The organism is Streptosporangium canum (genome assembly GCF_900113865.1).
Lineage (GTDB): Bacteria > Actinomycetota > Actinomycetes > Streptosporangiales > Streptosporangiaceae > Streptosporangium > Streptosporangium canum.
On record NZ_FOQY01000012.1, the window covers coordinates 22,602 to 37,488 of the forward strand.

Genomic DNA, 14,887 nt, shown 5'->3' on the forward strand with positions numbered 1-14,887 from the left:
GAACACGTGAAGGTTGGTTACAAGGCCATCGGCGGAGCCGCGCTCCTGGCCATGGCCCTCACCGCCTGCGCCGGCGGCGGCGGCGCCGACAAGCCCAAGGCCGCGTCGAGCGAGGCCGCCAAGGAGCAGGCCGCCACGATCCCCGGTAGCACGATCAACCCCGTCGCCTACGACCAGGTGGCCGACGGCGGCACGCTGAAGCTCGCGCTCGGCCTGTGGCAGACCCAGTGGAACTACAACCAGGTCAACGGCACCAACGCCAGCACCGACGACGTGATCGAGCCGATCCTCCCGCTCGTCTCCATCGCCAACGACAAGGCCGAGGTCGTCAACAACCCCGACTACGTCACCGAGTGGAAGATGGAGCTCACCGGGGGCAAGCAGGTCGTCACCTACAAGATCCACGAAAAGGCCACGTGGTCGGACGGCACGCCGATGACCTACAAGGACTTCCAGGCCCAGTGGAAGGCCCTGAACGGCTCCGACAAGAAATACCAGGTCTCCTCGACCGACGGCTACGACCGGGTCGAGTCGGTGGAGAAGGGCGCCACCGACAAGGACGTGGTGGTGACCTTCGCCAAGAACTTCCCGGACTGGCCGGCCATGTTCTCGCCGCTCTACCCCGCCTCGACGAACGAGACGCCCGAGGCGTTCAACAAGGGCTGGATCGACAAGCTCCCGGTCACGGCGGGCCCGTTCAAGGTCGAGTCCGTCGACCAGACCAGCAAGACCGCCACGCTCGTCCGCGATGACAAGTGGTGGGGGCAGAAGGCCAAGCTCGACAAGGTCATCTTCCGGACCATCGAGGACACCGCCAAGCTGAACGCCTTCGCCAACGGCGAGATCGACGCGGTCGAGATCCCGGCGAGCGCCTCCGACCTCAAGCGGGCCAAGGGGGTGCCGGACGTCGACATCCGCAAGGCGGCCGCCCCGAACTGGCGCCACTTCACCGTCAACGGCTCCAGCGAGTTCCTCAAGGACAAGTCGGTCCGTCAGGCCGTCCAGCTCGGCATCAACCGCGAGGTGATCGCCCAGTCCGACCTCAAGGACATGGACTGGCCGATCCAGACGCTCAACAACCACCTGTACATGAACACCCACAAGGGCTACGTGGACAACTCCGGTGAGCTGGGCAAGTACAACCCGGAGAAGGCCAAGCAGCTCCTGGACGCCGCCGGCTGGAAGCAGGAGGGCGAGTACCGCAAGAAGGACGGCAAGGAGTTCGCGATCCGCTTCACCGTCCCGTCCTCCCTGCCCACCGCCAAGCAGGAGGGTGAGCTTACCCAGGCGATGCTGAAGGAGATCGGCATCAAGGTCACCGTCGAGCCGGTCCCGGTCGACAAGTTCTTCGACGACTTCATCATCCCCGGCAACTTCGACATCGTGCCGTTCTCCTGGCTGGGCACGCCGTTCCCGAACGGCGCCCTGCCGCAGATCTACAAGTCGCCCGTCAGCGCCGAGAACTTCGGCAGCAACTTCCCCCGGGTCGGCACCCCCGAGCTGGACAAGCTGATCGACCAGGCCGCGGGCGAGATGGACCCGGCCAAGGCGATCGAGCTGGGCAACCAGGCCGACAAGATGATCTGGGACCTGGTCCACACCATTCCGATGTACCAGCGCCCCGACATCTACGCGACCAAGAAGAACCTGGCCAACTACGGCTCCTTCGGGTACGCCGACAAGAGCTGGGCCTCCATCGGCTTCACCAAGTAGCCGCCGGAACCCTCTGTGCCCTTCTCCGCTCCGGCGGGGGAGGGCACTGCCGTCTCACCCCGTCCGGTCCGGGACCCGCCCCGTGAGGTCCCGGGAGCGGGGCTCAGGAGAAGGCCACGCGGCGCTGGAGGGGGTAGACGTTCTCCTGGAGGTCCTGGGTCAGCGCGTCGGCGCATTCCGGGCAGGCGAACAGGGCCCCGTCGTCGGGCAGGCGCCCGATCCTGATCCGTGGGCGGGGCCATTTCTTGTGGCAGGCCACGCAGGCGTCGCCCTCACGCTGGGTGCGGGTCAGGCCCTCAGGATCGAATGTCAGCATGTTCTGCGCCGTTCTGTTCGGCCCCCAGTTCATCGCGCCCCCCGTCTTGATCGCGCAGTGTCATATCGGAACCGTTATAACGCCGCCGCGACCCGTGATCGCTTTGGTAGGTGTCAAGCAGTGGTTAAATCACTTCCTGCCTAGGGGTCATACAGCAGCAAAAGGGGCACCCGGTCTCAAGCCGGGTGCCCCTTTTGGGGTGATCTAAACCGTCAGACCTCGCTGATGATCTTCTCCAGGATCGCCAGGCCCTCTTCCAGCAGGTGGTCGGGCATGACCAGCGGCGGCAGGAATCGCAGGACGTTGCCGTAGGTGCCCGCGGTCAGCACGAGCAGGCCCTCGGCGTGGCACCTCTTGGCGATCTCGCCCGCCGCGGTGGGGTGCGGGTCCTTGGTTCCGGGGACGACCAGCTCGATCGCGATCATGGCGCCGCGGCCGCGCACGTCGCCGATCACCGGGTTCTCGCCGGCGATGGCGCGCAGCCGGGGGAGCATGACCTCGCCGATGCGGCGGGCCCTGCCGGTCAGATCGTCGGCCTCGATGGTCTCCAGCACGCCCAGCGCCGCCTCGCAGGCGAGCGGGTTGCCGCCGTAGGTGCCGCCCAGCCCGCCGACGTGAACCTTGTCGAGGAGTTCGGCGCGGCCGGTGACGGCCGCCAGCGGCAGGCCGCCCGCGATGCCCTTGGCGGTGACGATGATGTCCGGGACGATGCCCTCGTCCTCGCAGGCGAACAGGTCGCCGGTGCGGGAGAAGCCGGTCTGGACCTCGTCGGCGATGAAGACGATGCCGTTCTCGCGGCAGAACTCCACGATCTTCGGCAGGAAGCCCCTGGCCGGCTCGATGAAGCCGCCCTCGCCGGCGATCGGCTCGATCACCACGGCGGCCACGTTCTCCGCGCCGACCTGCTTGGTGATCTGGTCGATGGCCTGGGCGGCCGCCTCCTCCGCGCAGTTCTCCGGGCCGGTGGGCCAGCGGAAGGGGTAGGCCAGCGGCACCCGGTAGACCTCGGGGGCGAACGGGCCGAACCTGTGCTTGTACGGCATGTTCTTGGCCGTCAGCGACATCGTCAGCAGGGTCCGGCCGTGGTAGCCGTGGTCGAACACGACGACCGCCTGGCGCCCCGTGGCGTGCCGGGCGACCTTGACCGCGTTCTCCACGGCCTCGGCGCCGCTGTTGAGCAGGAAGGTGCGCTTGTCATGGTCACCGGGCGTGAGCTCGTTGAGCTTCTCGCAGAGCTGGACGTAGGACTCGTACGGGGTGACCATGAAGCAGGTGTGGGTGAAGTCCGCGACCTGTTTGCGCACCCGCTCGACCACGCGCGGGGCGGCGTTGCCGACGCTGGTCACCGCGATGCCGGAGCCGAAGTCGATCAGCGAGTTGCCGTCGGCGTCGACGACGACACCGCCGCCGGCGTGCGTCACGAAGACCGGCAGCGTGGTGCCGATGCCCTGGGGAACGGCGGCCTGCTTCCGGGCGAACATCTCGAGGGACTTCGGGCCGGGAATCTCGGTGACGACCCGGCGCTCCTGCGGAAGCGAGGGGCCGCCCTGGGGGACGGTGCTCATACTGCGAAGGTATGTCGCACATGCCGGTATGCGGATGATGCACTATGGCAAAATTGCGGATAGCGCTCTGGCCGTAACGTACAAATCCCGGGGGTGGTTGTGGCGCCGACGCTCCGCACCGTCGTGCGACGCCTGCCACTCAAGCTCGGCGTGCTCACCGGACAGGACGCCCTCGACCGGCCGGTGCGCTGGGTGGCGGTCAGCGAGCTGGAGGACCCGACCCCCTTCCTGGAGGGCGGCGAGCTGGTCCTCACCACCGGCATGCGCCTGGACGCCGGCAACGCCGGGCCGTACGTCGACCGGCTGGTCGGCAAGGGGGTCACCGGGCTCGGGTTCGGCGTCGGGCTGGGACACGAGGCGATTCCGGCCGGGCTGGTGGAGGCGGCGGCGCGGGCGGGGCTGCCGCTGATCGAGGTGCCGCGCGACACCCCGTTCGTCGCGATCGGCAAGCTGGTCAGCGACCTGATCGCCGCCGAGCAGTACGACGAGATCAGGCGCGCCTTCGCCACCCAGGGCCGCCTCACCCGTGCCGCCCTCCTCCCGGAGGGCCCCCGCGCGGTGGTCGACGGCCTGGCCCGGGAGCTCGGAGGCTGGGCCGCCCTGCTCGACGAGGCGGGAGCCGTACGGCACGCGGCCGGAGCGGGCGCGGGCCGCACCGCCGACCTCCTTCCCGAGCTGGAGCGCCTGCGCAGGCCCGCGGGCGGGGGCGCGCCCGCGAGCCTGGCACTCTCCACGCCGCGGGAGCACGTCATCGTGCACCCGCTGGGCGCCCGTCGCGTCCGGGGGTTCTTCGCGGTCGGCCTCGACCGGCCGTTCACGCCGGTCGCGCACACCGTGGTCAACGCCGCCGGTTCCCTGCTGACGCTCGCCATCGAGCACGGCAGGGAGCACCTGGCGGCCGAGCGCCGGGTCCGTTCGGCGGTGCTCCGGCTGCTGCTGGCCGGGCAGGTGCGGGCTGCGCAGGAGACGCTGGAACTGCTGGGGGACGGGCTGCCGGGCGGGCCGCTGGTCGTCCTGGCCGCCGGCGGCGACCAGGAGGCGGTGCTGGAGGCCGCGGGCGACGAGTTCGCGGTGGCCGCCGGCGACCGGACGGTGGTCGTCGTCGCGGCGGATCGGGCCGAGGACACCGTCCCGGCGCTGCGGGAGCACGGCCCGGTCGGCATCGGCTCCCCGGTCGGCCTCGACGACCTGCGCGCCGGGCTCGACCAGGCCGACCGGGCGCTCGCCTCGGCCCGTCGCGCCGCCGAGCCCGTCATGCGCTTCGCCGACCTCGCGGGCCAGGGCCTGCTGTCCCTGCTGGACCCCGGCATGACCGCGGCGTTCTCCTCGGCGCTGCTCGCCCCGCTGCGCGAGTACGGCTCGCGCGCCGACCTGCTGGAGTCCCTCCGCGCCTACCTGGCCTGCAACGGCCACTGGGACGCGGCGGCGCAGCGGCTCGGCGTGCACCGGCACACCCTGCGCTACCGCATGCGCCGGGTCGCCGAGCTTCTCGGCCGCGACCTCGACGACCCGGCCGCCCGCGCCGAGCTCTGGGTCGCGCTGGCCGTCACCGAGTGAGGCGGCCCGGCGTCCCGCGGCGGGCGCCGGAACGGCGGGTCAGGGCCTGTCGACCAGGTAACGGGAGATGGTGGCGTAGGTGACCGCGTCGTAGGTGCGGCTGTCACGCAGATGCCCGGCGCGCTCCAGGCTGATGGCGCCCTGCGCGGCCGCCCAGAGGGCGTCGGCGATCTTCCTGGGCTGCGTCGGGATGATGTATCCGGCCGAGATGCAGTCGGCGATCACCCGGTCGAGGACGTTGAGCGCCGCCCGGGCGAGGGTCCGGGCCCGCTCGCTCGGCAGGAATCCGGGGATGGCCCGCTCGAACATCAGGGCGTAGTAGCCGGGTTCGGCCAGCGCGGCCTCCCGGTAGGCGGGGCCGAGCGCGGTGAGGTGCTCCAGCGCGTTCCTGCGCGCGGGCACCGACTCCAGACGCCGCCGGAACCGCTCGAAACCCTCAAGGTACAGCGCCTCGGCCAGGCCTTCCTTGCTGCCGAACATGGTGTAGATGACGGTCGTCGAGCATCCGGCCTCGGTGGCGATGCGGCGCATCGACAGGCTTTCGGGGCCGATGGTGACGAGGAGCTGGCTGGCCACGTCGAGCAGCCTGCCGCGGAGTTCGTCCTGGGTGGCCCGTTCGCCGACCAGATAGGCGCCCTGCAGTCCGCGCGGCGCCGATGAGGTCATGCGGCCACACCCTTCCGCTCTCGGGGTTGCATTTGATGACTTAGCCAGGGCGGCGATCCTTCAAACCGTCGCCATATAAGAAATATCCATAATCTGCCCCATTTTCGTTACAGGCAGAGAGGGAGATATTTTTATGCGTAACGGCGTGCCCGCGCAAGTGGCTTGTGCGTAGTGGAGTAACGCCACTCCCGGGCGGGTGGCATACCGTCGGAGCCATGGACGTGCGCCCCTTCTGGCTCGCCGGCCGCCCCGCCATGGGGGACGCCGAGCTCACCGTGACCAACTCCCATGACGGCCGTGTCGTCGGCGTCTGCTCCGTGCCGACCGCCGACCAGGTCGAAGAGGCCGTCGCCGCCGCGGCGGCCGTGCAGAGGCAGGCCGCCGCGCTCCCCATCCACGTGCGGGCCGAGGCTCTCGCCCACGTCTCGCGCCGCCTGGCCGAGCGGGCCGAGGAGATCGCCCGCCTGATCATGGAGGAGAACGGCAAGCCGATCTTCTGGGCCCGCGGCGAGGTGAACCGCGCGATCTCCACCTTCCGGTTCGCCGCCGAGGAGACCCGCCGCCTCGGCGGCGAGGCCGTGCGACTGGACACCGAGGCCGCCTCCGCCGGCCGCCTCGCCTACGTCTCGCGCGTCCCGCACGGCCCGGTCCTGGCGATCACGCCGTTCAACTTCCCGCTCAACCTGGTGGCCCACAAGGTCGCCCCGGCCATCGCGGTCGGCGCCCCGATCATCGTCAAGCCGGCCCCGGCGACGCCGATCTCCTCCCTCGTGCTCGGCGAGATCCTGGCCGAGACCGCGCTGCCCGAGGGCATGTTCTCCGTGCTCCCCGTGCCCAACGACCGCGCCGCCGGCCTGGTCGACGACCCGCGCCTGCCGGTCGTCTCCTTCACCGGCTCCGGGCCCGTCGGTTACGCGATCATGGACCAGGTGCCGCGCAAGCACGTCACCCTCGAACTCGGCGGCAACGCCGCCGCCGTCGTGCTCGCCGACGCCGACCTTGACTGGGCCGCCTCCCGGGTGGCGCTGTTCTCCAACTACCAGGCCGGGCAGAGCTGCATCGCGGTCCAGCGGGTGATCGTCGAGGAGTCGGTGCGCGAGGACTTCGTGGCCAGGCTCGTCCCCGCCGTCGAGGCCCTGGTCACCGGAGACCCCGCCGACGACAGGACACAGGTCGGCCCGCTCGTCTCCGTCGAGGCCGCCGAGCGCGTCGAGCAGTGGATCAAGGAGGCCGTCGCGGCCGGCGCCCGGCTGCTCGCCGGCGGCACCCGCGACGGCGCCACCGTCGCGCCGACCGTCCTGGCCGACGTGCCGCACGACGCCAAGGTCTCCTGCGAGGAGGTCTTCGGCCCCGTGATGATCATCCAGTCCGTGCCGGGCGTCGACGAGGCCTTCGCCGCGGTCAACGACTCCAGGTACGGCCTGCAGGCCGGGATCTTCACCCGCAACCTGGACATCGCCTTCCGGGCGAACCGGGAGCTCGAGGTCGGCGGTGTGATCATCGGAGACGTCCCGTCCTACCGCGCCGACCAGATGCCCTACGGCGGCGTCAAGGACTCCGGCGTCGGCCGCGAGGGCGTCCGCTCGGCCATGGCGGACTTCACCTACGAGAAGGTCATGGTCCTCACCGGCCTGTCCCTCTGACGGCTCGCGCACGGCCCGCCTTTCTCTGGAAATCGTGTAGGCCCTGAGATCGCGTACGGCCACGGCCTCCGGTCGGACGTACATCCGCTTGACCTCGCTCGTGCTGGCTCCAGGAGTTGGAGCCGGCACGGCCCACGGGCTCATCCGAGAACCATGCGATGACGAAGGTGATGCGGGAGCCAAGGCGTTTGGGGGTGTCGTCCACGACCTCGCGCCGGCGGTGGGCCAGCCCGGCCTGCTGGGCGGTGCAGAGGTCGAGGACGACCGGCGAGTCGGCTCCCACGCGATCTACCACGATCATGGATCGTGGTAGATCGCGTGGGAGCCGATCCGTCGCCATACGAGAACTGGTTCACCTTGATCGTCAGCCATGAACGAGAAAGTCGCGCGACCGTCTGGAGAGGCAAAATTCCACGTGAGTGAGTAGACGTCGTGATCCTGCAACTTATGGATCCGCAAACGCTTGGGCCAGGGGGTCTCACCTCTGTGAGCCCCCGCGTTCAACGCCGGGAGCAGGTGGTTGCGGACGACGTCTTTGAACAGCTCCAGATGCTCCTGAGGCAGCCGAGCGGCTTCCCTGCGGAATGCGGGGGTGCGGTCAAACTTCATCCGCAGCCTCGGCCCTGGCCGCGTCGAGGTCGGCGAAAAGCTCCTCCATGGAGTGGAAGCGGCCGGTGCCGGCCCCCGCGCGGATCTCCTCGTCGGCTTGACGTTCCTTGGCCTGCCACTCGGGAGTCCAGAACCATGCATCCTCATCCGGGATGATATGAGCCACGGCATGACCATTCCTGGTCAAGTGGATGATCGTGTCACCACGCGAGACCTGCTCCTCGATCTCGCTCGCATGGGCGGCCAGTTCGTCGATGGGGATCTCGTGGGCGTTCTCGCTCATGAGTCGAGTGTAGGTCTGGGCACTCACCGTGGTCACGACCTCTCGGCCGCGGTGTAGAGCTCCCTGGCCACGTCGCCGAAGTAGGGCCCGTACATGGTGCCGCGGTCGTCGCTGTATTTGAAGCTGCTCACCGAGGTGATCGTGCCGCGCCCGGTGGCGGCGTCGAAGCCGCTCAGCCAGGGGCCGCCGCTGGAACCGGCGGTCATGTCGCAGCGCATGCCCTGGTCGTCGGTCTGGCCGTGCGGGTCGTCGCGGACCGGGCCCGCGCAGTAGACCAGGTGCTCGCCGTCGTAGGGGGGCTCGGCGGGGAAGCCGAAACCGTGGGTCTGGCGGCCCCTGGCGGTGCCGAAGGCGATCCCCTGACCGCCGACGACCTCCCCCAGATGCCTGCCGCCCCTGTGGTTGAGCGCCACCATGCCGATGTCGTAGCTGTCGTCCGCGCTGCGCGACCACGGGCCCGCGACGAACATGCGCCGGGCGGTGAACTGCCCGTAGGGCCGGCGCCCCCGGTCGTAACCGGGCACGAAGGTCCAGTTGTCCGCCCACGCTCCGGTGCCGTCCTTGACGCAGTGCCCGGCGGTCACCACGAGGTCCTTGTTGGTGCTCCTGACCGAGCTCGCCGAGCACACGAAGTCGAGCCCGCCGAGGGTGAGGAAGACCCGCCCGGTGGTGCGCGTCACCGACCCGCCCGCGTTCCAGCGCGTCCCGGCGGTGCGGGCGGCGCGCCGGCGGAGCGGGACGCGGGGCTTGCCGAACATCCCCGCCGTCCCGAGCAGGTCGATCGGGACGGCGGCCGCCATGCGCCGGGGGGTCCAGTAGTCGAGCACGTGACGCTGGTCCGGCGTGCCGCGGGCGGCCACGCGCTCGACGACGTCGTCCCCGCCGGCCACGACCGCGGTCTTCGCGGCGGGCCGGGCCTTCGCGGCCGGCTGGGGGCGGGAGGCGCCTACGGCCCACCGCCCGGGCTCCGTGGTCGTCGCGCCGGTCTGGGGTGCGCCCAGCAGGCCGGCGACAAGCGCGGCACCCGCAAGCAGGGGGAGGCTCGAGGTCATGGGACCCGATTTTGCACTACGTGGTGTGCTGTTGTGACTACTTTAAGTAAAGATCAGGAGGTGTCGGTGCCCTGGGCGGCCTCGTAGACGGCCTGCGCGTCGGTCCCGAAGTACGGGCCGAACATCCAGCCGGCGGCGAAGCCGTACTTGAAGCTGTTCACCGAGTTCAGCGTGCCCAGGCCGGTGCTCTCGTCGAAGTCGGTGAACCAGGGGCCGCCGCTCGACCCGCCGGTCATGTCGCAGTTCAGGCCGATGTCGCGGGACATCAGGAAGTCGTCGAACGCCCGGCCGGCGCAGTAGACCAGCTTCGATCCGTCGTAGGGGGCGGCGGCGGGGTAGCCGAAGGAGTGCATCTGCTGCCGCCGGGCCCGGTTGAAGGAGACGCCCTGGCCGCCCACCGCGTCGGTCAGCGACCGGCCGTTCAGCGGGGCCACCACGGCGGCGGCCACGTCGTAGTTGACGTCCTCGCTGTTGTTCCACTGCGGGGTGGTGTAGAGCGTGGTCGCCACCCAGGTGCCGTGCGGCCGGTCGCCCCTGTCGTAGCCCGGGACGAACACCCAGTTGCCGTGGAAGGCGCCGCCCATCTTCACGCAGTGCCCCGCGGTGATCACGGTGCTTCCGTTGTCGCTGGTCACCGCATTGCCCGAGCAGGAGGCGTTGCGGCCCTGGTAGGTGAAGAACACCCGGCCGGCGGTCCTGGCGACCGCGCCCCCGCGGGTCCATGCCGAGCCGGTGGAGGCGCGTGCGGCGGACGCCCGGGCGGCCGTGACGGTGTCGCCGGCCGGTGGGGTCGCGGGGACCGAGACGGGGTCGGCCGCCGCCTGCGCCGCGATCGCCGCCGCGGTGAGCCGGACGGGGTCCTTCTTCGGCGCGAGGGTGTCGAGTGGCTGGGCGGCCTCCATCTTCGCCTCCGTCCAGTAACGCTGGACGGTGCGCTGTTCGGTCGTGGTGTCGGCGGCCTCCTTCCCGATCGGCTGCGGGCCGGCCGCCGTCGCGCCGGCGCTGGGTGCGACCGCCGCCGAGAGCAGGGTGCTGCCCGCGACGAGGGTGATGATGGGGACCAGGTGTGCCCTGCGGCGCATTTGTACCTCCCGAGACCTGATGCTGACTCGGGAAGCTAGTGCGCTATATGACGGCATTTCTCAGGATTTACAACTATTGATATGGCAAAATTCAGACTTAAATAGTGTCTTTTATCTCGTGTTTCACACATCACAGATTCCGGCGCCGATTCGACAGGGAGACGAGAGCCGGGAGAATGGGGCGGTGCAGTCAGACACCATCCGCTCCGTTGTCCTGCTCGGCTCGACCGGCTCCATCGGGACCCAGTCCCTCGACGTCATCGCCCGCAACCCCGGCCGGTTCCGGGTGGCGGCGCTCGCCGCCGGAGGCGGCCGGGTCGACCTGCTGGCCCGCCAGGCGGCCGAGTTCCGGCCCGACGCGGTGGCCGTCGCCGACCCCTCGGCCGTGCCCGCGCTGCGGGAGGCCCTGGCCGCGCACGGGGTGAGCGCCAAAGTGCTCGCCGGGCCGGAGGGGGTCGCCGAGGTCGCCGCCTGGCCGTCCGACACTGTGCTCAACGGCATCACCGGGGCGCTGGGGCTGACCTCGACGCTGGCCGCGCTGGAGGCGGGCAGGGTTCTCGCCCTCGCCAACAAGGAGTCGCTGATCATCGGCGGGCCGCTGGTGAAACGCCTGGCCAAGCCGGGGCAGCTCATCCCGGTCGACTCCGAGCACGCCGCCCTCGCCCAGTGCCTGTGGGCCGCCGGTCCCAGCGGTCCCGACGCGTCGGCGGTGCGCGGCCTGATCGTCACCGCGAGCGGCGGCCCCTTCCGCGGCAGGTCGCGAGCCGAGCTGACGGACGTCACCCCCGCGCAGGCCCTGGCCCACCCGACCTGGTCGATGGGCCCGGTCATCACCGTGAACTCCGCCACACTCGTCAACAAGGGGCTGGAGGTCATCGAGGCCCACCTGCTCTTCGACATCGGCTTCGACAGGATCACCGTCGTGGTCCACCCGCAGTCGGTCGTCCACTCCATGGTGGAGTTCGTGGACGGCTCGGTCATCGCCCAGGCGAGCCCGCCCGACATGAGGCTGCCCATCGCGCTGGCCCTCGGCTGGCCCGAACGGGTCGCCGGAGCCGCCCCCACGGTCGACTGGACCACCTCCAGCACCTGGACTTTCGACCCCCTCGACGACGAGGCCTTCCCCTCCGTCGCGCTGGCCCGCCAGGTCGGCTCCGCCGGCGGCACGGCCCCCGCCGTCTACAACGCCGCCAACGAGGTGTGCGTCGAGGCGTTCCTCTCCGGGCGGCTGCCCTTCCTGGGTATCGTCGACACTGTGGCCGCTGTGGTCTCCGAGCACACGGTGACTCGGGCGGATTCCGTCGAAGAGGTCCTCGACGCCGACGGATGGGCACGGGCGAGGGCTCGGGAGCTCACCGCGACTGCCTAGACTGGGGAAAGTCGTCGACACTTCAAGGGCTGAAAATGACTTCTGTTGCTCTCGGTATTCCTTCCGTAAGGACCAGACCGATCGCCGAGCGACGCAAATCCCGTCAGATCATGGTGGGCTCCGTCCCGGTCGGCGGGGACGCGCCGGTCTCCGTCCAGTCGATGACCACCACGGTCACCGCCGACATCAACGCCACGCTCCAGCAGATCGCCGCGCTGACCGCGTCGGGCTGCCAGATCGTCCGGGTGGCCGTGCCCTCCCAGGACGACGCCGAGGCGCTGCCGATCATCGCGAAGAAGTCGCAGATCCCGGTGATCGCCGACATCCACTTCCAGCCGAAGTACGTCTTCGCCGCGATCGAGGCGGGCTGCGCGGCCGTCCGGGTCAACCCCGGCAACATCAAGAAGTTCGATGACAAGATCGGCGAGATCGCCCGCGCCGCCTCCGACCACGGGGTGCCCATCCGGATCGGCGTCAACGCCGGCTCGCTCGACCCCCGGCTGCTGCAGAAGTACGGCAAGGCGACGCCCGAGGCGCTGGTGGAGTCGGCCCTGTGGGAGTGCTCGCTCTTCGAGGAGCACGGCTTCCGCGACATCAAGATCTCGGTCAAGCACAACGACCCGGTCGTGATGGTCCAGGCCTACCGCCAGCTGGCCGCCCAGTGCGACTACCCGCTCCACCTCGGCGTCACCGAGGCGGGGCCGGCCTTCCAGGGCACGATCAAGTCCGCCGTCGCGTTCGGCGCGCTGCTCGCCGAGGGCATCGGCGACACCATCCGCGTGTCGCTGTCGGCCCCGCCGGTGGAGGAGATCAAGGTCGGCATCGGCATCCTGGAGTCGCTGAACCTGCGCGAGCGCGGCCTGGAGATCGTCTCCTGCCCGTCCTGCGGCCGCGCCCAGGTCGACGTCTACACCCTGGCCGAGCAGGTCCAGGCGGGCCTTGAGGGGCTGAAGGTCCCGCTCCGCGTCGCGGTGATGGGGTGTGTCGTCAACGGTCCCGGCGAGGCCCGTGAGGCCGACCTCGGCGTCGCCTCCGGCAACGGCAAGGGCCAGATCTTCGTCAAGGGAGAGGTCATCAAGACCGTCCCCGAGTCCCAGATCGTGGAGACCCTCATCGAGGAGGCCCTGCGTCTGGCGGAGGAGATGGGGGTGGAGGTCGACCTCGACGACGACGCTCCCGGTCCCGAGGTCGTCGTCCGCTAGAACCCGCCTGGGCGCCCGTGCCGGGGCGGGAGTCTCCCGGAGAGCCCGCCCCGGGCGCCTTGCTCGAATTGATTACACAGCGCAATCGACTGCCTACAGAGTGGTAAGGATCTGGCTGTTACGCCGATGGCCGTGCCATCCTCCGGGAGACCATCGCCTCTGCCTATGCGGAGGGGGAGTCTGTGAAAAGGGTCGTCGGAGTTGTCGCGGTCGCCGGGATGCTGGCCGTCACCGTCGGGGTTCCACAGGGAGCGGTGGCGCAGGAGCGGGACGAGCTGGTCTGGGGCCCCTGTCCCGACAAGCCCAAGACCGCGCTCTTCGACGGCGCGCTCACCCCTCCGGCCAGGGCAGGGGAGGGCGAGGTGGAGTGCGCCGACCTGAGGGTGCCGCTCGACTACGCCAACCCGGACCAGACCATCAGCCTGGCCCTGAACCGGATCAAGGGGAAGGCCTCGCGGGACCACAACCACCTGGGGGTCCTGCTGGTCAATCCCGGAGGGCCCGGGGCATCCGGCCGTAACCTGGCCAAATACGTCGCCACCCAGCTCCCCGACCACCTGGCCGACCGGTTCGACGTGATCGGTTTCGACCCGCGGGGAGTGGGAGAGAGCGAGCCCGCGCTCCGCTGCGTGGACCCCGCGAAATACTACGCCGCGCCCCGCCCCGACCATGTGCCGCACAACGAGCGGGAGGAGGCCGTGCTGATCGGCCGGGCCCGGCAGTACGCCACGGCGTGCGGGAACCGGTGGAGCTGGCTGCTGCCCCACATGAGCACCGAGAACTCCGCCAGGGACATGGACGCGATCAGAGAGGCGCTGGGCGAGCCCGAGATCAGCTTCCTGGGCTACTCCTACGGGAGCTACCTCGGCGCGGTGTACGCGACGCTCTTCCCCGACCGGGTCAAGCGGCTCATCCTGGACAGCGTGGTCGACCCCCGAGGGGTCTGGTACGACGCCAACCTCTCCCAGGACGCCGCCTTCGACCGGCGGCACCAGGACTTCCTGAAGTGGACCGCCCGCCACAACGACGCCTACCGGCTGGGCGGGACCGGCAGAGCGGTCTCCTTCGCGTGGTACGCCATGCGGGAGCGGCTGCGCACCCGCCCGGCCGGCGGGGTGGTCGGTCCGAGCGAGCTGGACGACATCTACACCGTCGGCGGCTACTCCGACGTGGTCTGGCCGCAGCTCGCCAAGGCGTTCTCCGCCTACGTCAAGAGGGGCGACACCGCCCCCATGCTCGCCGCCTACCGCCGGCACGCGGAGAACGACGCCAAGGCGGAGAACGGTTACGCCGTCTACCTCGGAATACAGTGCCGCGACGCCGCATGGCCGCGTAACTGGTCCCAGTGGCGGACGGACATGTCGAAGTTGCACGTCAAGGCGCCTTTCCTCGCCTGGCCGAACGCCTGGTACAACGCGCCGTGCGCGTTCTGGCCCGAGAAGGGCGGGCCCCCGGTGCGGATCCAGGACAGCCAGGAGCTGCCGCCGGTCATGCTCGTGCAGTCCGAGCGTGACGCCGCCACGCCCTACCAGGGGGCTCTGCAGATGCGCAGGCTGTTCAGCGGCTCCCGGCTGGTGACCGTGCCCGGCGGGAACCACGGTGTCACGCTCGGCGGCAACCGCTGCGTGGACCGCTACCTGGCGGCCTACCTCAAGGACGGCAGCCTGCCCGGCCCGGCCGAACGCTCCCTGACCGGTCCGGACGCCCGCTGCGAGGGGAACCCCGAGCCCGTGCCCGCGGCCCGTATGGCGGCGAGGGCTGATTTAAGTAGGTAGAGATGACTGGCTCTATGTTGGTTCCTGCCAAAATCGAAGGGGTCGCGTAGGCTGA

12 protein-coding genes are annotated in these 14,887 nt (G+C 70.1%); 6 read left to right on the top strand and 6 right to left on the bottom strand.

All coding sequences use genetic code 11. The annotated features are described in order from the left end of the window. Positions 1–6: 6 nt before the first annotated feature. Positions 7–1,713, top strand: coding sequence for an ABC transporter family substrate-binding protein (locus BM085_RS19020; RefSeq protein ID WP_093888303.1), 1,707 nt, complete (start codon positions 7–9; stop codon positions 1,711–1,713). A gap of 103 nt (positions 1,714–1,816) precedes the next feature. Here the strand turns inward: BM085_RS19020 and BM085_RS19025 are convergent, their stop codons facing one another. Together BM085_RS19025 and gabT are read right to left on the bottom strand one after the other, a co-directional pair. Then, entirely contained in the window at positions 1,817–2,029 is a 213-nt protein-coding gene (locus BM085_RS19025; protein ID WP_245789429.1) for a hypothetical protein, read from the bottom strand. Between the two features lie 212 nt (positions 2,030–2,241). Then, positions 2,242–3,594 carry a 4-aminobutyrate--2-oxoglutarate transaminase gene (gene gabT / locus BM085_RS19030; protein WP_093888304.1) on the bottom strand — a complete coding sequence of 451 codons (1,353 nt, stop codon included), beginning with the start codon at positions 3,592–3,594 and terminating at the stop codon, positions 2,242–2,244. 123 nt (positions 3,595–3,717) lie between these two features. Between gabT and BM085_RS19035 the strand changes: the two genes are divergently transcribed. Then, positions 3,718–5,151, top strand: a complete 1,434-nt coding sequence (locus BM085_RS19035) for a PucR family transcriptional regulator (protein ID WP_342742889.1) — start codon at positions 3,718–3,720, stop codon at positions 5,149–5,151. 39 nt (positions 5,152–5,190) lie between these two features. Here the strand turns inward: BM085_RS19035 and BM085_RS19040 are convergent, their stop codons facing one another. Then, on the bottom strand, positions 5,191–5,817 hold the full coding sequence (locus BM085_RS19040) for a TetR/AcrR family transcriptional regulator (RefSeq protein WP_086569431.1): 627 nt from the start codon (positions 5,815–5,817) through the stop codon (positions 5,191–5,193). Between the two features lie 215 nt (positions 5,818–6,032). On the opposite strand from BM085_RS19040, the gene BM085_RS19045 reads away from it, so the two are divergent. Continuing rightward, complete coding sequence (locus BM085_RS19045; RefSeq protein WP_093888305.1) at positions 6,033–7,460, top strand: aldehyde dehydrogenase family protein; 1,428 nt, start codon at positions 6,033–6,035, stop codon at positions 7,458–7,460. A gap of 598 nt (positions 7,461–8,058) precedes the next feature. Here BM085_RS19045 and BM085_RS19055 read toward each other — a convergent pair. The 3 genes from BM085_RS19055 to BM085_RS19065 are packed head-to-tail and all read right to left on the bottom strand — an operon-like array spanning position 8,059 to position 10,486. Next, positions 8,059–8,352 carry a type II toxin-antitoxin system Phd/YefM family antitoxin gene (locus BM085_RS19055; protein WP_043655132.1) on the bottom strand — a complete coding sequence of 98 codons (294 nt, stop codon included), beginning with the start codon at positions 8,350–8,352 and terminating at the stop codon, positions 8,059–8,061. Positions 8,353–8,384: 32 nt separating this feature from the next. Further along, the gene (locus BM085_RS19060; protein ID WP_093888307.1) at positions 8,385–9,404 is read right to left on the bottom strand and encodes a trypsin-like serine peptidase; all 1,020 of its coding nucleotides are present in this window, start codon (positions 9,402–9,404) and stop codon (positions 8,385–8,387) included. 53 nt (positions 9,405–9,457) lie between these two features. Beyond that, the gene (locus BM085_RS19065) at positions 9,458–10,486 is read right to left on the bottom strand and encodes a trypsin-like serine peptidase (RefSeq protein WP_093888308.1); all 1,029 of its coding nucleotides are present in this window, start codon (positions 10,484–10,486) and stop codon (positions 9,458–9,460) included. A gap of 184 nt (positions 10,487–10,670) precedes the next feature. Between BM085_RS19065 and dxr the strand changes: the two genes are divergently transcribed. The 3 genes from dxr (at position 10,671) to BM085_RS19080 (ending at position 14,832) form a co-directional block, all read left to right on the top strand. After that, positions 10,671–11,855 carry a 1-deoxy-D-xylulose-5-phosphate reductoisomerase gene (gene dxr, locus BM085_RS19070; protein WP_177245165.1) on the top strand — a complete coding sequence of 395 codons (1,185 nt, stop codon included), beginning with the start codon at positions 10,671–10,673 and terminating at the stop codon, positions 11,853–11,855. Positions 11,856–11,890: 35 nt separating this feature from the next. After that, the gene (ispG, locus tag BM085_RS19075) at positions 11,891–13,057 is read left to right on the top strand and encodes a flavodoxin-dependent (E)-4-hydroxy-3-methylbut-2-enyl-diphosphate synthase (RefSeq protein ID WP_093888309.1); all 1,167 of its coding nucleotides are present in this window, start codon (positions 11,891–11,893) and stop codon (positions 13,055–13,057) included. Positions 13,058–13,239: 182 nt separating this feature from the next. Then, entirely contained in the window at positions 13,240–14,832 is a 1,593-nt protein-coding gene (locus BM085_RS19080) for an alpha/beta hydrolase (protein WP_093888310.1), read from the top strand. Positions 14,833–14,887: the final 55 nt, after the last annotated feature.